The sequence below is a fragment of the Candidatus Anoxymicrobium japonicum genome, from assembly GCA_002843005.1.
Classification (GTDB): Bacteria; Actinomycetota; Geothermincolia; order Fen-727; family Anoxymicrobiaceae; genus Anoxymicrobium; species Anoxymicrobium japonicum.
In genome coordinates, this window is the sequence record PHEX01000009.1 from 7035 (window position 1) to 27775 (window position 20741).

12 protein-coding genes are annotated in these 20741 nt (G+C 58.9%); 11 read left to right on the forward strand and 1 reads right to left on the reverse strand.

Annotation, left to right across the window (positions count from 1 at the left end; translation table 11 throughout):
- Positions 1-169 precede the first annotated feature (169 nt).
- Positions 170-1081 (forward strand): hypothetical protein, encoded by a 912-nt coding sequence (locus CVT63_01610; protein ID PKQ28636.1) that lies wholly within the window; start codon positions 170-172, stop codon positions 1079-1081.
- Positions 1082-1121: 40 nt separating this feature from the next.
- Here the strand turns inward: CVT63_01610 and CVT63_01615 are convergent, their stop codons facing one another.
- The gene (locus CVT63_01615) at positions 1122-2387 is read right to left on the reverse strand and encodes a hypothetical protein (protein PKQ28637.1); all 1266 of its coding nucleotides are present in this window, start codon (positions 2385-2387) and stop codon (positions 1122-1124) included.
- Positions 2388-2437: 50 nt separating this feature from the next.
- On the opposite strand from CVT63_01615, the gene CVT63_01620 reads away from it, so the two are divergent.
- The 10 genes from CVT63_01620 (at position 2438) to CVT63_01665 (ending at position 20645) form a co-directional block, all read left to right on the forward strand.
- Positions 2438-5659, forward strand: coding sequence for a hypothetical protein (locus tag CVT63_01620; protein PKQ28638.1), 3222 nt, complete (start codon positions 2438-2440; stop codon positions 5657-5659).
- A complete protein-coding gene (locus tag CVT63_01625) occupies positions 5235-6947 on the forward strand; it encodes a hypothetical protein (protein PKQ28639.1) in 1713 nt (570 codons plus the stop codon). Before CVT63_01620 ends, CVT63_01625 begins: the two co-directional genes overlap by 425 nt.
- 206 nt (positions 6948-7153) lie before the next feature.
- The gene (locus tag CVT63_01630) at positions 7154-9094 is read left to right on the forward strand and encodes a hypothetical protein (protein PKQ28640.1); all 1941 of its coding nucleotides are present in this window, start codon (positions 7154-7156) and stop codon (positions 9092-9094) included.
- A gap of 3 nt (positions 9095-9097) precedes the next feature.
- The gene (locus CVT63_01635) at positions 9098-11479 is read left to right on the forward strand and encodes a hypothetical protein (GenBank protein ID PKQ28641.1); all 2382 of its coding nucleotides are present in this window, start codon (positions 9098-9100) and stop codon (positions 11477-11479) included.
- A gap of 233 nt (positions 11480-11712) precedes the next feature.
- Positions 11713-14124, forward strand: coding sequence for a hypothetical protein (locus CVT63_01640; GenBank protein ID PKQ28642.1), 2412 nt, complete (start codon positions 11713-11715; stop codon positions 14122-14124).
- Positions 14030-15145, forward strand: coding sequence for a hypothetical protein (locus tag CVT63_01645; protein PKQ28663.1), 1116 nt, complete (start codon positions 14030-14032; stop codon positions 15143-15145). The genes CVT63_01640 and CVT63_01645 overlap by 95 nt, the downstream gene beginning before the upstream one ends.
- 101 nt (positions 15146-15246) lie before the next feature.
- Positions 15247-16311, forward strand: coding sequence for a glucose-1-phosphate thymidylyltransferase (locus CVT63_01650; GenBank protein PKQ28643.1), 1065 nt, complete (start codon positions 15247-15249; stop codon positions 16309-16311).
- Between the two features lie 11 nt (positions 16312-16322).
- Positions 16323-16778, forward strand: a complete 456-nt coding sequence (locus CVT63_01655; protein ID PKQ28644.1) for a dTDP-4-dehydrorhamnose 3,5-epimerase — start codon at positions 16323-16325, stop codon at positions 16776-16778.
- 29 nt (positions 16779-16807) lie between these two features.
- Positions 16808-17773: a dTDP-glucose 4,6-dehydratase gene (gene rfbB / locus CVT63_01660; protein ID PKQ28645.1), complete on the forward strand. Its 966-nt coding sequence runs from the start codon at positions 16808-16810 to the stop codon at positions 17771-17773.
- Between the two features lie 148 nt (positions 17774-17921).
- Complete coding sequence (locus CVT63_01665) at positions 17922-20645, forward strand: hypothetical protein (GenBank protein PKQ28646.1); 2724 nt, start codon at positions 17922-17924, stop codon at positions 20643-20645.
- Positions 20646-20741: the final 96 nt, after the last annotated feature.

The window sequence follows — 20741 nt, forward strand, 5'->3', positions numbered from 1 at the left end:
GGTCGCTGATACAACAACCGGAATATAGGGGGAGAATGCCGTTATGGCAAGGTTTGTTGGGGTTCAGTCACCCACCGATTTGTGTGAGGACCCAAAAAAGAATCGCTTTTCAAATACGATGATTGACGGGTGTGGCGCTTTCGGTCTATCGTGAATTCAGGCGCACAGCATGAGTCCGTTAAAAGGATGCGCTTACTTGAAACAGTGTCCGGACTGCGCCGCGAGGAACCAGGAGACGAACCTCTTCTGTCCAATATGCGGCTATAGCTTCATCGATGATCCCGCCGGTGACGACAGGGCGCGAGACCATGAAAAAAACCGCGCGCGCTTTGTCGCGGGGATCGAGAACTCGAAGCTACCCATAATAGTGACGGTTGTCATTGTCGTGGCGCTCGGGTTGGGCGCGGGGATCACGAGCTATGTCGCATGCAGGCAGATCGAGCGCAACGCCATGTTGCCGGTCAAGAGCGGCACTTTGTGGAACTGCTCGAAGTGCGGCAGAATCTACAAGAACAGAGTAAGGGTTCTGGACGTCAAGAAGTCCGAGCGCGACAACTACTTCGTGGAGACCGCCATGGGTCTCTGTGACACGTGCAAGTACGGGGAGCTTGTCGGAAGATACCAGAACTTGCTCGAATACTTTTTTCATAAAGGGTACTTTGGCGGCTTCACAATAGACATAGCCGAACCGGCGGCGGCCTTCATGAACAGTCACCAGGAACTTTTTCCAACTACTGAAAAAGATCGAATCGCGGAATACGCTTCACCCACCGACCCCGCGCTCATCGAGCGCGACTACGCGGAGTACGTTGGAAAACCGGTGTTCCTGACAGGAAAAGCGCTGGCTGTCGAGATTGTGAACACGCCCTCCGGCGGCAACGCCACGTTTGTCAGGCTCCAGCCGACCTGGGAAAACAAAGCGCTGGACATGACGTTTTTCGTTGTTTATCAGGGACGGTCGCCGGTAGCAAAAGGCGACACGATTCGCTGTTGCCTGTTGCCGGTGGACCTCATTGCCTACCGCTCAAAAAGTGAAAACGTAAGAATAGTTTTGAGCATCGCAATACACATGGCCCGCTGACGCGAAAACGCATAATGGGGTCAAACCAAATTATGCGTTTTTAGCCCGCTGACATTACTTCCTCGAGAACTTCCTCGAGGATCTCAACGCCCTTTTGCCATGAGAACTGTTCCACCATGATCTCACGCGCCCGAGCGGCGATCCGGTCTCGAAGGGCGACATCCTTTAAGAGCCTGATCGTTTCCGAGGCAAGGCCGGCCGGTGTTTCCGCCAGAAGGATGTTCTCGCCGCTGGAGGCGGGAAACCCCTCGGCGCCGAGAGCGGTTGACACCACGGGCACACCGCTTGCCATCGCTTCCAGCACCTTTCCCCGGAAGCCGCCTCCTGTTCGAACAGGGCAGACGAAGACGTCTGACTCGTGGAAGTGCGGCTTTACGTCCGCCACCTCGCCGGTGATGACGATCGACGGATCCCGCTTCGCGAGCTCGAGCATGTCAGGCGTCGGGCCACGGCCGACCACCAGGAACCGGGCGTTGGGGACATCCTGTTTGACGAGCGGCCACGCGTTCTCGGCAAAAAAGACCATCGCGTCACGGTTTGGGTCGTGCGGGAAGTTGCCAAGAAACATTACCGTCGGCGGGTGGTCGACGCGGTCCGCAGCCGGGCGGAATCCGTCCACGTCCACTCCGTGCGGAACCACTGAGATGTCCAGGTCGCCACGGATGGCGAGGAGCTCGTCCTTGCCCTCGGGGGTCAACGCCAGCACTTTGTCGGCATCCGCGTACATATCGGACTCGAACCGCTTCAAGCCCTTGAGCTGCATAAGCGCTCGCCCGCCTTCGACGCTGAAGCCGTGCATCTCGAGGGCTTTTTTTCTGGCGAGGTAGTAGCACTCGTGAACCGACATTACCCGTTTCATGCGGGCGAGGTCGGGGTTTTTGTAGAGATACTGCGCGACCATGGAGTACTCGGAGATGACCACGTCGTAGGAGAAAGAGCGGGTCATTATCCCGATCTCTTCGTACATGCGCGGTGAGTAGTTGAGCATGAAGTAAGGCGGGACAGGGCCCGCCAGCCAGTCGCGAGACCGCTTTAGCGCGCCTCGGGCACTGAGGCCGGGAATCAGGCGGAGCTCATGAGTGTACATTTCGAGCGAGTCGATCTGCTCGGGCGTTGGTTCATGAGGCGCGAAAGCTATGCAGGAGACAGTATGGTTTGCCGACAGATATTTGACCCGGTTGTAGATGATTATCGGGCCGCCAATTACCTGACTATGAGGGAACTCTTTCACCACAAAGAGAATATTCATCTGTGCAGTATAACAAATCACGGTTGTCACAAGAATTTGTTGGAACCGGGGCAACATCTACCGCGCAGCGGTAGACGGAAAGGTAGACGGTGCCTGACCCCTAATGTATGATAATGAATGTGATGGATTTAAGATTGAAAAGGACGATACTTTGTTCGGGGTTGGTGGCGCTCGTCGTTGTGGCGGCGTTGCTTCTCGTGACCGGAACCGCGCGCGCCGCGGGCGCCGGCCAGCCGGTCGTTGAACTGCAGCAGAACGCTACAAGCGATATTACTTACCCAAGTCAGTTCACAACCACCAAGATAACGGGAACCAACAACCTGACCTTGCAGGAGTACAAGTTCCAGCGCCAGCGCGAGGGGAAGTGGTTCTCTTACGCTATGGGCAACCTGATGCCGTCCTCCACCTACTCTGTGGAACTCAGCTTTGTCGAGCACGACTTTTCCGCCAGCGGCAAGCGTCTCTTCAACGTGTATGTGCAGGGCGGAAAGGCGCTCTCGAAGATCGACCTTTACGCGGTGGCCGGCAAGAACAAGGCGTATCAGAAAACTGTTGTCGCGACCACCGATTCCTCGGGCGTGCTTACCGTTTGCTTGCGTTCCAACGAGTCCGGCTGCAAGGATTACGCGACCATCAGCACCGTCCGCCTGTACAAGGGAGTCGCCAACGTCCTCGAGGTCAACGCGTCCACCAGCAGGCTCAACATGACTCCGCCGGCGCGTTTCAGCGGCTCGGGCAGTCAGGACGTCTTTGAGGCTATCCTTGGACGCCTCGGGGCGAGGTTCAGCCTGAATCTGGCGCCCCAGAGGCTCGCCGCCCGCTTTTCGTCGTTAGGGGACGGAACCGGCGACCTTCACGACCTAGTTTTAGCTCTCTCTAACGGAGGCGTCACCAGGGGCCTGCCGTTCACGGATCGGTACCCCGCCTGGGAGACTATGGTCCAGTCGCAAACCATGACTTCTCAAAGTTACAAGTGTTCGTCCACCGCGTTGCCATTCGAGGTGACCACCACGTTCAGGGCGCCTTTTTACCCTGGGAACGAGAAGGTCAGTGGCGCTCCATTTTTCTATGTGGACGTCACGGTCAAGAACAACGGCGCGGCTGCCGCTTCGCCAACGTTCGTTTTCGCGAGGCCACAGAAGCGCAACTTCGCGTCCAGCGCGATCACTCCGTTGTCAACCGCGACGGAAGAGGGGATTTCAAGCACGACGAGCTACAACTACTACGACGAGAGCTCTAACCCGTTCAAGGCCAGGACAGCCATCGAAACGCTCGCGGTTCCGTCCGGGGAGGCGGGGGACGTCGATTTCCGTGGAGACGCCGAGGCGGAGTTCGCGGACTTCACCGCCGACAGGCTGTGGGGATACGTCTCGCCCGCCGGTTACCCGAAGACGTACAGCGACTACAAACAGCCGATCTACAGCTTTTATCCACGTGGCTATTTGGGGGCCGTCTGGTCCATAACGGCTCTCGCGCCCGGCGCGTCGGTCACCAGGCATTTCATCCTGGCGGGGTACGTCAACGAGCATATCTTGACGGTCGCCAACAGTTCTTATACGGATCAGACGTTCCGGTTCAGGTACCGAACGCAGTTCGCGAACGTCGGTGACGTTGTGAATTATGCCGTGAACGAAAGAAATGCTGGCGACGCTATCGAGGACAAGTCGAACTTCTTTGATTCCACCATTTCGTCGGACTCGTACCTCACCCTCCCGACCGCATGCCGCGATCCCGTAAGGAACCTTATGGCGTGTGGCTTCCAGAGCTTTATCATCAACACGTGGTGGATGCGCTCGGAGTCCGGCCGTGACTGGTTCAGCGTCTGGGAGGGCTCGAGCTGCAGGTTTCACAGCACTATCGATGTGGAGTACAACAACGCCTGGTTCTATTTCTACTACTGGCCCTCCCTCTTGAAAACCATCATGAGCGAGTGGGTGCTGTACCAGCAAACGTGCCCACAGGGGACATACCTGTCGCACGACATGGGCATCGGATATGTCGCGACCGGACAGGTTTATCCGTTGGACATGCCCGTGGAAGAGAACGCGAACTTCATATTGCTCCTCTATAAGTACTGGAAGACGACTGGCGACCAGGCGTTTGTGCAGCAGCAGTTTCCCACGATCCGCAAGCTGGTGGACTTCATCGTGAAATGCGACAGCAACAACAACGGCCTTCCGGACCTGCATACGCAAAACACCGTGGATCAGGGCTCGCCCGCGATCCAGTGGGGCAAAGATTCTGTTTATCTGGGCGTGAAGTGCATGGGCGCGTTTCAGGCCGCGCGCGAGATGGCCTCGAGCCTTTCAACACCCGACCTCACTTACGCCTCGAAGTGTCGCGGCCAGGTGGAGTCCATCAACCAGACGCTCGAGTACGACATGTGGCGCTCGGATCACTTCGCGGTCTGCAGTGACCAGGATGTGACGCCCGAGGACAGGGACGCTTACAGTATCTATTCCGCCAATGGGCTGCTGTACCTGCTCGGCGGCACGCGCTCGGCAGGGGTGACGTCGGGCAATATCGACAAGTTCGCCGCTGACGTGGCCAACTCGACGGAAAAAACACTTAAGACATACGGTTGCCCGCACTCGACATACGACCAGTACAACGCGTGGGTCTCGCAAAATCTGTGGCGGGATCAGGTTGCCTGCCAGCTTGGCGTGAACCTGCACAATGACAACCCGCTCGCCCTGTCGACCCGTTACTGGAGCCTCGAGAAGTACTTCGCAAAGAACCTGAACGGGACGTTCTGGGACGTGGTGGTGTATCCGGGCGGCAAGGGAGCGTCCGGCGCGTCGGCAACGGACGTGCCGTGGCGCGCTGCTGGACGCGGTGGCGGGGCTTACACTCGACGCGCCCGCGGGAGCGCTTTACTACCAGCAGACGACCGGCCCGCTTCGTGTGCCGGTTTTCTCGAGGGCGGACTGGGACAACGCCACGCCGGCGTCGCGTGTGCCAACCATGTATTTCCCAAACGCAACCGCCGCGCCCGTTATCACCAACAGATCGCTGCTTCCGGCGAAGGTCGCCGTCAGAGGGATGAAGAATATAACGGGAATGAGCGCGGGCAGCCACGCGCTGAGCCCGAACTCGGACGGGGTGAACGACACGGTTGCGGTCTCTTACACGCTGCCGGTGTCATCAAAAGTTACAGCTTCTATCTGGGCGGGGTCTCTTCTTGTGAAGTCGTATCCCAAGACGAGCCTGTCGGCCGGCGGGCACAGCTTCTCCTGGGACGGCAAGGACTCAAGTGGCCAGCCGGTTGGGGACGGCACGTACACGGCAAAAGTGGACGCGCGATCGAACAGCGTGGCGTACGAGGTTAGACCCGTGTCCACGCCGATCTACGTGAACAGGTCGATCCCCGATCTCTCGAAGACGTGGTACCTGGCCGAAGGCTTTACCGGACACAACGAGACGGGCGGCGAATTCGAGATGTACGTCCTTATTCAGAATCCCAACGCCGTGGCCGCCAACGTGACCGTGACCTTCATGATGCCCGGTGGGCAGACGCTGGTGCGCAGCTACGCGATCGCGGCGAACAGCCGGTTCACGATCACCGTGGACGACCTGCTCCCGGATGCGGAAGTTAGCGCGTTCGTCAGCGCGGATGTGCCGATCGGCGTGGAGCGCGCCATGTACTTCAGCGGGAGGAAGGCGGGACACGCCTCCATCGGCGTCTCGCAACCATCGAAGACATGGTATCTGGCGGAAGGGTACACAGCGGACGGTTTCGACGAGTACGTGCTAATCGGAAATCCGGGAGACGCCGTCGCCAACATCACCGCCACGTTCATGACCCCCGGCGCGGGCAACAAAATCAAGAAGTACACGGTCGGCGCCCACTCGAGGTTCACCATCCACGTGGACGACATCATTCCCGCGCAATCAATCTCGACACAGGTGGATAGCTCCGAGCCCGTGGTGGTCGAGCGCGCGCAATATCTCAACAACATGACCGCGGGTACGAGTTCCATCGGAGCGTGCTCCCTTTCGAGGACGTGGTACCTGGCCGAGGGTTATACCGACCAGGGCTTCGAGGAGTACGTGCTCATACAAAACCCGCAGTCCACCAGCAACAACGTCACGGTCACGTTCATGGAGCAAACGGGACAAAACATGGTCAGGCAGTTCCAGCTTCCGCCAAAGTGCAGGTTCACGATAGGGGTTGACGATTACCTGCCCAAAAGCGAGGTGTCGGTCAAGGTTCGCGCCCAGAGCCCCGTCTTGGTCGAGCGCGCTATGTACTGGAACAACCGTAGCGACGGCCACGACTGTATTGGGACCCCGACCCCGGATAGCGCCTGGTACTTGCCTGAGGGGTACACCGCCCAGGGGTTCGAGACGTGGATACTCGTGCAAAATCCTGGGGATGAGGACAGGAAGATCAACGTGACTTACATGGCGCCGGGCGGCGCAAACACCACGAAGGCTTACACGGTGGCGCCGCGCAGCCGTTTTACGATTTCGATGGACGAGACGCTGCCCGCCTCGGAGGCCAGTGCCAGGGTGACCACGGACGGCCCGATAATCGTCGAGCGCGCCATCTACTTCAACGACAGAAGCGGCGGAACAGACTCGCTAGGCATCCGTGGAGGATCAGGCATTCCTTAACTTTTGTAAACGCAACAGGAGGGGCCTGACCCCCTGTGTTGCGTTTTTGTTTTGCCAGGAAAGCAACATCGATCTGCCGCAACAGGAGGGGCCTGACCCCCTGTGTTGCGTTTACCAAAAGTAAAGGATTGTTGCTGTCGATTAGAGAAATATTCGATAAATTAATATAGTCCTTTTGCCAGGGAGCCGGAATTACAAATCGGGTTATGCCTGGTTTTTTTGTCTGGAGGATGATGAGAGCGCGAATTGATGGAAAGATGATAAAGGCAGTGGCGGCAGCGGCCATCGTCCTTGCGATGGCGTGCCCGGTTTCGCGCGCGGGGCAGCAGGCGCCTACGGGAAGAGGGCTTGCCCTAATGTGCATCGACCCGGGGCACGGCGGTGACGACTCCGGCGCCGCCTACAACGATGTCAAGGAAAAAGATGTCAACTTGAACATTGCTCTGCGCGCGAAGCCGCTCATAGAGGCTATGGGCTATCAAGTTCTCATGACGAGGAGCACGGACAAAACCGTATCTCTCCAGGAGCGTTGCGACATAGCCAATAACGCCGGCGCTTTGATTTTCGTGTCGATACACAACAACGCGTATCTGACAACTTCCGAGGGCACCGAGACCTACTGCTACTACGATTCAGAGGAAGGACGGCGCCTCGCGACTTTCGTTCACCAGGAGGTCGTGAAGAGAATCAAGCTCGAAGACCGCGGGGTCAAGGAGGCCGGTTTTTACGTCCTCAAGAATACGGATATGACTTCGGCGCTCGTCGAGGGCGCTTTTCTGACCAACCCGGCGGAGGCAAAGCTCCTGAAGGATCCGAAGTTCAGGCAGAAGATCGCCGAAGGGATCGCGGCGGGTATCAACGACTATCTGTTGGATCCCGGGCGTTTTGACGAGTACATCCTCATGATGAACCCGGACTCTGAGAAAACCGCCGAGATTAAAATCGATTACATGAACACGGGCGGGCACAAGAATACCCGCGCCATAACGGTTCCACCGCTGTCCAGGTACACCGTGCACGTTGACGAGTCTGAGCCAAACATGGATCTCTCTGCGTTTATCTCGAGCGCCAACGGCGTGCCAATCATCGCCGAGCGCGCCATGTATTTTAACTTTGCTGGTTGCAGAGGAGGGCACGACTCTCCAGGGGTGACGGCACCCTCTAGCGAGTGGCACCTCGCGGAGGGCTCGACTGCCTGGGGCTTTGACACGTATGTCTTGATACAGAACCCGGGTGGCGCGCAGAATTCTGTGACGGTGCGATTCATGCGCTCCGATGGCAAGAACGTGGATTACAAGTGCAACCTGAAACCTTACTCACGCTTTACACTCAACTGCTCAGACGTCCCGGGTGTTGAAAATGCCGACTTCTCCGTGAAAGTAATGGCTGCCTCGCCTGTCGTCGCCGAGCGCTCGATGTACTTCAACAACCACGATGGCAAGTCGGGAGGGCACAACTCGCCCGGAGTGATCTCGCCCGCGCGAAACTGGTACCTCGCCGAAGGGTACACTGGCAAGGGGTTTGATACCTTCGTGCTCATCGAGAACCCGAACGCCGTGGACGCGTCGGTGCGCGTCGATTATTTGTTGCCCGGGGGCAAAGCGACAAGCGCGATAGAAGAGGTCGCCCCAAACAGCCGGAAGACGATCCACGTCGATGAGCTGGAGGGGCTGGGCGCTACAGACGTCTCGGTCGCGGTGGAATCCAGCGTCCCTGTCGTTGTCGAGCGCTCGATGTACTTCGACTACTCCGGCATAAAGGAAGGCACATGCTCGATCGCGGCAACCGCGCCCTCGACGCTATGGTATCTGGCCGAAGGATACACGCGAGCGGGCTGCGACACGTACATATTGTTGGAGAATCCGGGGCAGGAGAGCGCCGGCGCCACCGTCGAGTTTCTGCTCCCGGATGGGGCCGTGAAGAAGATAGGCGTGAGCGTTCCCGCGAGGTCGCGGCAAACGATCAAGGTCAATGAAGTCGAGGGCATGGGCGCGGCCGAGTTCTCCACGCGCGTGACGTGCCGCGTGCCGCTGGTCGTCGAGCGTTCGATGTATTTCGATTACGGCTCGAAGCACGGGGGCCACAACGCGATGGGCGTGTCCGCGCCCGCGCTCGAGTGGTACTTCGCGGAGGGCTGCACGAGGTAAGCGATGTCAGAGAGACGGGGCACACGAATGCGCGCTCATGCGCTAAAGCTCGCCGCGACGATCATTGCCGCGGCACTGCTCATCTGCCCCGCCACACTTATGACAGCGCCCCGCGCGCTCGCCACGAGTTTTCCCGACATAGCGAACCAGCCAGCCGACATTCAGCAGGCTATAGAGTACGTCACGAGCAAGGGGTACATGAACGGCGGCGCGGACGGGAACTTTCACCCGACTGACCCTGTCAACAGGATTGACTACGCGTGCGCCCTGGTAAAATTATTCAAAGACGTGGGCGAAGCGCCTGACCCCGCCATAACATTCACCGATCTTCCCGCGTCGGACTCCAACTTCCGCTTCGCGAACATCGCGGTCAAGCACGGGTATGTCACGCGTTTCGCCGACGGCTCTTTCAAGCCTCATGATCCGCAGGTTGCCTTCTCGGCTCTCGCGGGACTCAATGCGGGGTTGGAAGTGGGCGGACCGGTAAAATATGCGCGTGGGATCTGGCCCGGCGGGCCCGAGTATCTCGGAGCTTCTATCGTGGCACACGATCTTCACCTGAAGTACCGTGACACGCGCATCTGGCCCACGGCCGCCTATCCGCGCGGCGAGATGGCGTTCAACCTCCAGAAGGCGGATGAAGTTGAAAGCTGGCGGGTCGATTACGTGAACGAGACATTCGACTGGGTGCACTGCCAGCAGGCGCTTGTTGGCCCGATACGTGAAAAGGCGCTTTCCACCGCTTTCTCGAAGATAGGCTACCCGTACGTCTGGGGAGGCGAGTCCGACGCCGAGGGCGGGTACGACTGCTCCGGCCTGGTCTACTACGTATTCCACACTGTTCTCGGCCATCCGATGATGCGTGTCGCGGACGACCAGGCGAAAGATGGGCGCTACCAGACGGTCACGCGCGAGAACCTGCTACCGGGAGATTCGATCTTCTTCTACAAGGACCCCGGCCAGTCCGATTACTGCGGGCACGCCGGCATGTATATCGGGTGCGGCCTGTTTGTCCACTCGACCGGTGGCAACGCCGGCGTAAGCGTGGACTGCCTTTCCTCGGGCTACTACGCGGAGCACTTCGCCTGCGGCAAGCGTGTGACGCTCGAGCCGCCGCCCGAATCGTTCGACACGTTCATGCTGCTTGCCAATCCCGGGGAGGAGACCGCGCGCGCGCGCGTCACATACGCGCTCTCAGACGGCAGGCGGATACCGCTGGATGTCACTGTAAAACCACACAGCCGCAAGACCGTGAAGATGGACGATACGCTGGTCAGCCAGGAAGCTTCGACAACGGTGGAGGCTATCGAAGGCAAGGTGGTAGCGGAGCGCTCGATGTACTTTCGTTACCTGAACAAGTACCCCGGTGGACACGTCAGCGCCGGGGCGACCGTGCCGTCTCTCAACTGGTGCCTCGCCGAAGGTTGCACGGCGTACGGCTTCGATACCTACATCCTCGTTCAAAATCCGGGCGCAGAGCCCGCACAGGTTACGTTGACGTTTCTCAAGCCGGGCGGCAAGACGCAACAGCTCGTGTTTGAGGCCGCGCCGTTCTCGAGGCGCACGGTACTGGTCGATTCGCTTGAAGGCATGGCCGAGACCGAGTTTTCGACGTGTGTCGAAGCGACAAAGCCGGTCGTGGTTGAGCGCTCCATGTACTTTGACTATCACGGAATAAAAGAAGGGCACAACTCGGGAGGTGTGACCTCACTTTCGAGCGAGTGGTACTTCGCGGAAGGGTACACCGGCGGCGGCTTCGACACATATTTCCTGCTCGCGAACCCCTCGGACGCCACCACCCACGCTACCATGACCCTGCAGTCAGACGACGGGCTCAAAGAAGAGTTTCCGGTGAACCTCGAGCCGCGCTCGCGAAAGACCATAGTAGTGGACAACGTGAAAGGTTGGGAGCAAAAAGCGTTCAGCGCGAAGGTGCGCGCCGACAACCCAATTGCCGCCGAGAGGGCGATGTACTTCAACTACAACGGGATCACGGGAGGACACGACGCGTTCGGCGCCGCCGCGCCCGCCAAAAACTGGTTTCTCGCGGAGGGATATACGGCAGGCGACTTCGATACGTACATCCTGATAGCGAACCCGAACAAGGATACGGCGAGCGTTACCGTCGGTTTTCTTTTAGACAGCGGGCAATCTGTGGATAAGACGTACAAGGTGGCGCCGGAGTCGCGCTATACGATATCTGTGGACAAGATAAAGGGACTCGAGGCCCGAGAGGTCTCAACGTCCGTCAGCAGCAACCTTCCGATAGTGGCCGAGCGCTCGATGTATTTCCAATATATGGGAAAGCCAGGTGGCTCCTGCGCGGGTGGCGTTACCGGCCCGGCGCCCCGCTGGTACTTCGCCGAAGGCTACACAGGGCGGTAGCCCCCGATCAGATCATTTACTGCGTAGGGGGTCAGGCACCGTCTACCGCTTTAGCGGTAGACGGAGAGGTAGACGGTGCCTGACCCCTTTTTGCGTTTAGCGGTAGACGGAGCGGTAGACGGTGCCTGACCCCAGGTTGCGGTAGACGGTGCCCCTCTACTTGACCCCTCTCGCAGTAAAACTTGATATTTATCAGGAATGAACTATAATTAACAAAAACAACGGAAGGTAACATGAGTATCGTGCAGAGAAACAGCGTCAAGGTCATTTTCGCGATGTCGATGTTCCTGTTGCTTGCGCTGATCCTGTCGTCCGGGGCGGTGTGGCCTGTTCCCGCGGGCGGCGACAGGGCGAACGCGGGCGGCGGCGCCAGTTACTATTTCGTGGGATACGGCCGCGCGCACGGCGTCGGCATGTGCATGGACGGCGTGTATTACATGGCAAAAGAAGGCAAGAAGTACCATGACATTCTCTCTTTCTACTATACCGGCATCACGTTCTCGAAGACCGATGAGTCACAGCCGATCAGGGTCAAGGGGCGCGACGGCCAGATCCGCGTCTGGACCATGCACGACTATCTGCACCACCTCCAGGAGGAGCCGGACAACTACCCGATAGAGGAACTCAAGGCTCTTTACGTCGCCGCGCGCACGTACACGCTCTCCTGCATCAATCGCAACAAGCACGCCGCCGAGGGCTTCGACATCTGCTCGAGCGGCGACTGCTGCCAGGCGTGCGACGAGAACAAGAACATTCCCGCCTACCCCAACAACAACGCGGCGGTTGACGCCACCGCGGGCGAGATAATGACGTACAACGGCCAGCCGATAATCGCCGCCTACTGCGGTTCCTGCGGCGGGCACACGGAGAACAACGAGGATGTCTGGAACGGCTCGGTCATACCGTATCTGCGCGGCAAGCCCGACCCGTACTGCTGTCACTCCTCACGTTTTCAGTGGAGCGTCACTTTTTCGAAGGCTGACGTCGAGGCGCGCCTGAACTCGAGGAGCGATACAGCGGTAGGAAGCTTGTATGTGATGGATCTCTCGAGCAGAACGCCGGGCGGACGCGTAAAGACCGCGAAGCTGGTGGGTTCGAGCGCTGTCAAGTACGTGTCGGGGAGCGTTATCGAGAGACTTTTCGGCTTTTCGAGCACGAAGTTCGACCTGGTGCGCCCTAACTTTGATGAGTACATCCTCGTGCTCAACCCCAACCCGGCGGCGGCCACTGTCACTTTCACGTTTATGAAACCCGATGGCACGACCAGCGACAAAATCCAGGAGGTAGCCGTGAACTCGCGGTTTACGCTCAATGTCAATGAGTGCATGCAGTTCCAGGAGGTCTCGACGCGCGTCACGTCCAACATGCCGGTCATCGCGGAACGCGCGATGTACTTCAACTACGGTAACCGCTTCAACGGCGGTTCGGCGAGTATGGGAGTGACAGGGGCACAGAAGAAGTGGTACCTCGCCGAAGGGTATACGGGAGGCAATTTCGAAACTTACGTGCTTGTGCAAAACCCGGGACCAAACACGGCTGACATCAAGTACACGTTCATGACGCCGGGAGGGAAGACCCCCGTGGAAAAGACCCAGCAGGCGCCGGCTTTCTCGCGGACCACCCTGTGCGTCAATGACGTGCCGGGCCTCGAGAACACCGACGTCTCCACGGTCGTGGAGTGCGTGAGCGGGGACGGAATCATCGCCGAGCGCTCGATGTACTTCGATTACATGGGACGCGACGGAGGGCACAACGCGATGGGAGTGCCCGCGCCGGCGGAGTCGTGGCACCTCGCCGAGGGTTACACAGGCGGCGGCTTTGACACCTATGTGTTGATTCAGAACCCGAGCGGGAAGGCGGCGTCTGTAGAGGCGACCTACATGAAAGAGGACGGCGTCGTGATCAAGAAGACTTACGACATCGCGGCGCGCTCGCGTTACACGATACACGCCGACGTGATCCCCGGGCTCGAGAACGCCGGGTTCTCCACGATGCTTCTCTCGAAGAACGGCGTCAACTTCATCGCAGAGCGCGCGATGTACTTCGACTATGACTTAGTGCCCCTTTCCATAAATACGGTAACGTACCGAGAGCGTCGATGCGCCGTTCCTGCAAATGGCGCTGCGACCGAGTCGTACTCGGTGAGTACGGCGAGGAAGCGGAACGCGGCAGGCGCGGATGCAGCGGCGTTCGAATGCGAGCGTATTTATGGAATGGGGTACTCAGCCGGCATTGACGACGGGAGCGACAGCGCGGGCGTATCCGCGCCGTCGGACACGTGGTACTTCGCGGAAGGATACACCGGCGGCAGGTTCGATACTTATGTGCTTATCGAAAACCCGGAGGCGAAACCCGCCGAAGTGAAGGCGACCTTCAGCGTGCCGACTGGCAACGCCGTCGAGAAGTCGTACACCATCCGCGCGCACTCGCGTTTCACTATTCACGTGGACGAGGTCGAAGGGCTTTCGAACACGGAGGTATCAACCACCTTGCGTTCCACAAACGGGGTGAAGGTGGTAGCCGAGCGCGCGATGTACTTTGTGTACACCGATGGATACAGCGCCCGTGACGGCGGGCACGACACCGCCGGGACGACCGCTCCATCTAAGACCTGGTACTTCGCGGAAGGGTACACCGGCTTTTAAGAACATGAGGATGAGCAGCAGTTTGAACAGTTTCGACATCTCGCGTCTGACGATCCCGCGCGCGGACGTGAACGATCACGCGCTCGCGCTCGCGCTGACTTTCGCGATAACCGTTGTGGCGTTTCAACTGGTGCAGCAGATCCCATCGAGGGTTGTGAGATCCGAGAGCGTCAGAGTGGCCAAAGCCGATTCGGGCATTGCGGCGTCCGCGAAACACGGTAAGAAAGTGAAAGTGCGCGGGCTCGCCTTCATGCCCCCCGGCGTCAAAGCGCGCACAGCGGGCTCGGAACTCGACGCCAGGCGCGACGCTGGCCTCCTGCGAGGGTATAGCGTGCCGCCGAACAGGCTTGCTTTCACGCCCGGCGCCCAGGCCGTTTTCCTGCCAGCGCCGCCTGTTCCCGGAAAGCCCGTCGCGGCGCGGTCGGTGTTCAACGGGAATCGCGCGCGGAAAAAGGTGGCGCTCACGTTTGACACGAGTGATGTAAGCGAGAAAAGCCATCCGATGGCGATCCTCGATGAACTCACGCGGCTGCGCGCGCCGGCGACGTTTTTCGTTTGCGGGGCGTGGTGCCACAAGAATCTTGAGGTGCTTCGCGCTATGCTGGATCGCGGGTTCGAGGTGGCGAACCACTCGTACAACCATCCGATGTTCACAAAACTGACGAATGAGCAGATAACCGCTCAGCTCAAAGGAACCGAGGAAGCCGTGATGAAGGTCGCGGGCGCAAAGATAGCGGCCTACTTCCGGCCGCCGTACGGCGACACGGACGCCAGGGTCGAGCAGGTCGCGGCCGATAGCGGTTACATTACGGTGATATGGGACAAAGACACGCTGGACTGGCGAGCGGACACGATTCGGGAAAATATTCGCGATAGGGCCACCCTCGACGTGCGCGGTGGCGACATCGTTCTCATGCATACGCTGGGTGGACACACGCGAGACGCGATTGTCGAAGTGACGGGGAACATCCGCGCGCAAGGCTTTGAGCTCACCACGGTCTCGGGCGTGCTGGTCCAATGATGCCACCGTCTCCGCGCGCGTCAGTACAACCAACTTGAGATACCGATCCACCTGATGATAATATCCTGGGGTTGCTCAATTTTCCAATAAGGAGAGAGTCGATGAAGGCACTGGTCCTTTGCGGCGGCGCCGGCACCCGGTTGCGGCCGATAACGCATACGATGGCTAAACAACTTGTTCCGATCGCGAATAAGCCCGTGCTGTTTTACGGGTTAGAGGCGATCAAAGCCGCGGGCATCAAAGACGTCGGCATCGTCGTCGGCGAAACGGCCAAAGAGATAATCCAGGCTGTTGGGGATGGCGCCGGACTGGGTATCAACGTTACCTACATCAAGCAGGACGAGCCGCTCGGGCTGGCCCACGCGGTGCTGGTGGCCGAGGAGTTTCTGGGCGCGGACGACTTCGTGATGTACCTTGGGGACAACCTCATCAAGGAGGGAATCTCCGGCCTTGTCGAGCAGTTCCGGCAGAACCGGCCGAACTGCCAGATACTGCTGGCGAGTGTCAAGGAACCACAGCGGTTCGGGGTCGCCGAGCTCGACGCCGGACGTGTCGTGCGCCTGGTGGAGAAGCCGGAGAAGCCCGCGAGCGACCTCGCGCTGGTGGGCGTTTACATGTTTGATTCCAGCATTATGGACGCGGTCAAGGCGATCAAGCCGTCCGGCCGCGGCGAACTCGAGATCACGGACGCCATCCAGTGGCTCATCGACCAGGGCCTTGTCGTGGATCCTCACATTATCGACGGCTGGTGGAAAGACACCGGCCGCCTCGACGACATGCTCGAAGCCAACCGGATAATGCTCGATACGTTCGAGTCGCGGGTCGAGGGCCATGTCAGCAGCGACTCCAGCATCCTTGGAACAGTGGTCATCGAGAAGGGCGCGGAGGTAATCGGCAGCACGATCAGGGGCCCGGCGATTATTGGTGAAGGCGCCAGGATAGTCAACTCGTTCATAGGCCCGTTTACGTCCATTTACTACGGTGTCACCATCATAGACTCGGAGATAGAGCACAGCATCATCCTCGAGAACAGCACGGTCACCGACATCTCCGGCCGCATTGAGGACAGTCTGATCGGGCAGAATGTGGTGGTTGAGCGCTCGCCCTTAAAGCCGGTGGCGTACCGTTTCATGCTGGGAGACAACAGCCGCGTTGGAATGCTGTAGGGAGAGGAAACATGATTGACGGCGTCGTGATCAAGCAGTTGAAGGTCATCCCCGACGAGCGCGGGCGCCTGACGGAGATGCTCCGCAGCGACGACGAGGTTTTCGAGAGATTCGGGCAGGCGTACGTGACCACGACTTACCCGGGTGTCATCAAGGCGTGGCACATGCACCACAGGCAGAACGACAACGTGGTATGCGTGCGCGGGATGATCAAGCTCGGGCTCTACGATGGACGGGTGAGTTCGCCGACGCGCGGCGAGGTGCAGGAGATCTTCCTTGGCGAGCACCGGCCTGTGCTCGTGCATATTCCCAAAGAGGTATATCACGGCTGGAAGTGCGTGAGCGAAAACGAGGCGTTTATCGTAAACATGTCTACCGAACTCTACGACTACGACGACCCGGATGAGCAAAGGCTTCCGTACGACACGGATCAGATACCGTACGACTGGTCTGTCAAGCACGGCTGACCCCGGGCGAACGCGACGAGGTGAAGCAGTTGAGAATTTTAGTGACGGGCGGGTGCGGTTTTATTGGCTCGAACTTTATACGCTATATGTTCGAGACCCATGACGGCATCGCAATAACCAACCTGGACAAGCTCACTTACGCGGGCAACCAGGAGAACTTGAGGGATATCGAGGACGCATGCGACTACACGTTCGTCAAAGGCGACATATGCGACGAGGTCCTCGTGGATCAGCTTATCTCCGAGGGGTACGATGCGGTGATCAACTTCGCGGCCGAGAGCCACGTCGACCGCTCTATTACGGATCCGGCGCAGTTTATCAAGACCGACATTTTTGGGGCGTTCACCTTGCTGGAGGCGTGCCGCCGCAGGCACGTGCGCCGTTATCTCCAGGTATCGACCGACGAGGTTTACGGCTCGATCGAGGACGGCTCCTTCACCGAGCAATCGAACCTGGCTCCGAACAGCCCGTACTCCGCGAGCAAGGCGGGGGCGGACCTGCTCGTGCGGGCCTATCACAAAACGTACGGGATGCCCGTGCTGATCACGCGCTCCAGCAACAACTTTGGACCGTATCAGTACCCTGAGAAGCTCATCCCGCTGTTCATAACGAACGCCATCGACGACATCGGATTGCCGCTTTACGGTGACGGGCAGAATGTGCGGGACTGGCTTTTTGTGACGGACAACTGCGCGGGGATAGACCTCGTGCTTCGGAAAGGCGAGCCGGGTGAGGTGTATAACATAGGCGGCGGACAGGAAAGAACCAACATTGAAATAACCAGAAGCGTTCTCTCCGCGCTCGGAAAGCCCGAATCGCTTATTCATTACGTGGACGACCGCCCCGGCCACGACCGCCGTTACTCGCTTGATTTCAAAAAGGCGGCCGCCCTGGGTTATAGTCCGCGCTCGGACTTCGGTGCAATGCTCGAGGAAACCGCGCGTTGGTACGTCGATAACCGGCCCTGGTGGGCGTCCCTGAAGCCACAGAAGTAAAAAACGCAACACCGGGGCCTGACCCCATTGTTGCGTTTTTTGCAAAGCGTCAAGTTGGATCCGCTGTATTCCGATTCTATAAGCGTAGGCGTGTGCGCTGACACAGATAGAAAAGGTGATTGGATTGTTGACTTGTGGTAAGAAATTCATGGCGTGGACGCTCGCTCTGGCGCTGGCGTCGTTGATGACAGTAATTCCTGGAGCGCCCGCGGCGGAAATGGACAGGCCGATAAAAGCTCAAGTTGACGTGCAGTCAGCTTTCAATGACGCCAAGTTGAGCGTGGCCGACATCGATGGTGACGGCCAGGACGAGATACTGGCCGGGAACATGAACGGCCATCTGTACTGTTTCACGGCGAAGGGGCAGGTCAAGTGGGCTTTCCATGCCGGGGCGTCAATCCGCGGTGGCGCGGCGTGCTATGACGTTGACGGCGATAAGAAGAAGGAAATCTTCTTTGGCGACATGGCCGGTCGCGTCTGGGGCCTCAACTCGAGCGGCGGCGTGCTCTCACAGTGGGGATGGCCCAAGCAGACGCCGAATACAGGCGGCTTTGTCAGTGTCTATTGCACACCCGCGATTGGCGACGTCAACGGGGACGGGGCACCCGATATTGTTGTTGGCGCCTATGGACATTACGTTTACGCGTGGAGCTATTCAGGCGGCCTGCTTCCCGGCTGGCCGTACGATACCAAGGACACGATATGGTCCTCGCCGGCGCTGGCGGATATTGACCGCGACGGCCTGAAGGAAATCATCATTGGCGGCGACTGCACGGGCGGCAGCGGCTGGCCTTACCCGTCCGGCGGGCTCCTGTGGGTATTCAACGGGGACGGCAGCGTACAGCCGGGCTTCCCAAAATGCACACCGGAAGTCATCTGGTCCTCGCCAGCGTGCGCGGATATCGACAACGATGGATATTACGAAATAGTCGTGGGCACGGGACACTACTACACAGCCATGGGCAGGCTTTCGAGTGAAGGTTTCCGGGTGTACGCCTGGAATCACGATGGCTCGGATTGCGCGGGTTTTCCGGTAGCGACGCTCGGCTGCACGATGTCGTCACCCGCGATAGGCGACATAGATGGTGACGGCATAAAGGAGATCGCTATCGCCTCGTATCCGGTGGCCGGCAAGGGCACCGACAGCATCATGCTGATCAAGGGCAACGGACAGAAGATGTGGGAAATAGCGGGGCTCCCCGGCCCTAACAGGGCATCCCCGGCGCTTGGTGACGTCAACGGTGATGGCAACTCCGAGGTCATCATAGGTTCCGGCTCGGAGATGTTCGCCTGGGACGCCCGGGGCAATCGCGTCTGGCATCATCCGGATACGGATAAATATCCTACGATGTCGGGCCTGGACAGCATGGTCATCACGAGCCCCGTGGTCGGAGATTTCGACCGCGATGGGCGCATAGAGGTCGCGCTCGGCACCGGCGGGGAATCGGGCGGAGGTAGTTTCTACGTGTTTGATTGCGGTCCGAAAAAGAGCGGGGCCACGGGCGATCTGCTGTGGCCGCAGTTTCGGAAAAACGCGGAGCACACAGGGAACATACCGACCGGCAACGAGCCACCACCACCGCCGCCACCGCCACCGCCGGCGAATTTTCACGAGTACATCTTGCTCATGAACCCAGGAAGCGTGGCCGCGAACGCGACTGTCGAGCTCATGAACGAGAAGGGCGAGAAGAAATCCGTCAGGATGAAGGTTGCCGCATCTTCACGCGCGACCGCTATGATCAACCGTTCTATGTCGGGGTGTGGCGTGAGCGCGCGCGTGATCTCGGATGCGCCGGTCATCGCTGAGCGCGCTATGTACTTCAACTTCCAGAACAAGTGGAAAGGCGGGACAGACTCGGCTGGCGCGACGGCGCCGTCGAAGACGTGGTACCTGGCGGAAGGTTACACGGCGGACAACTTCGACGAGTACGTGCTGGTTCAGAACCCGCAAAAAAACACGGTTACCGTCAATATGGCTTTCATGCGCGAGAAGAACACACCTGTCTATGCGTCCTTCAGCGTCCAGCCGGAAAGCCGGTTCACACTTAACGTGAAAGACGTTCCCGGTCTCATGGGAGCTTCCGTGTCCACAATGGTCAACGCGACAGGTGACGTCATCTGTGAGCGTTCAATGTACTTTGATTACAACGGGTTTGTGGGAGGTCACAACGCGATGGGTGTCACCGCTCCCCAACTCAACTGGTATCTCGCTGAGGGCTACACCGCGCAGAGTTACGACACTTACGTGCTCGTGCAAAACCCGGGGACGAAACCGGCGAACGTTACGGCGACAATGCTTCGGAAAGATGGCTTCACGCGCGAGATGTCTTTCGCGATTCCCGCTCAGAGCCGTAAGACCATCATAGTGGATGAGGTTCCGGGCTTTGAGGCCGCGGAGGTTTCCACTCAGATTACGTCGAACGTCGGGGTTATCGCCGAGCGCGCTATGTACTTCAACGCGGATGGACGTACGGGAGGACACGACGCGGCTGGCGTGAGCGAGCCCGCAAAAACGTGGTACCTGGCCGAGGGGTTCACCGGCGGGTCTTTCGACGAGTACGTTCTCATCATGAACCCGGGCGACGCCGCCGCAGTCGTCAAGACCACTTTTATGCCCGCCAAAGGGAGTCCAACGTCCAGGATGGACGCCTTGAAGCCTCACTCACGGTTCACTATCCACGTGGACGAGCAGCCCGGCCTTGATAACGCTGAGGTCTCGACGTGTGTCGAGGTTCAAGGCGCGGGCCAGGTTATCGCGGAGCGGGCAATGTATTTCGTGTACAACGGGGTCTGGTCGGACGGGCACGACGCCGCAGGCGTAAAAGAAGCGTCGAAGGAGTGGTACTTCGCCGAAGGTTACACCGGAATGTAATTAAGATGAAAATGTCTCAGGGTAGCACACCCCCACATTAATCTTCACTTTTATACACGAAACAATCCAGGGGGCCAGCCCCCTGGTTGCGGTAGA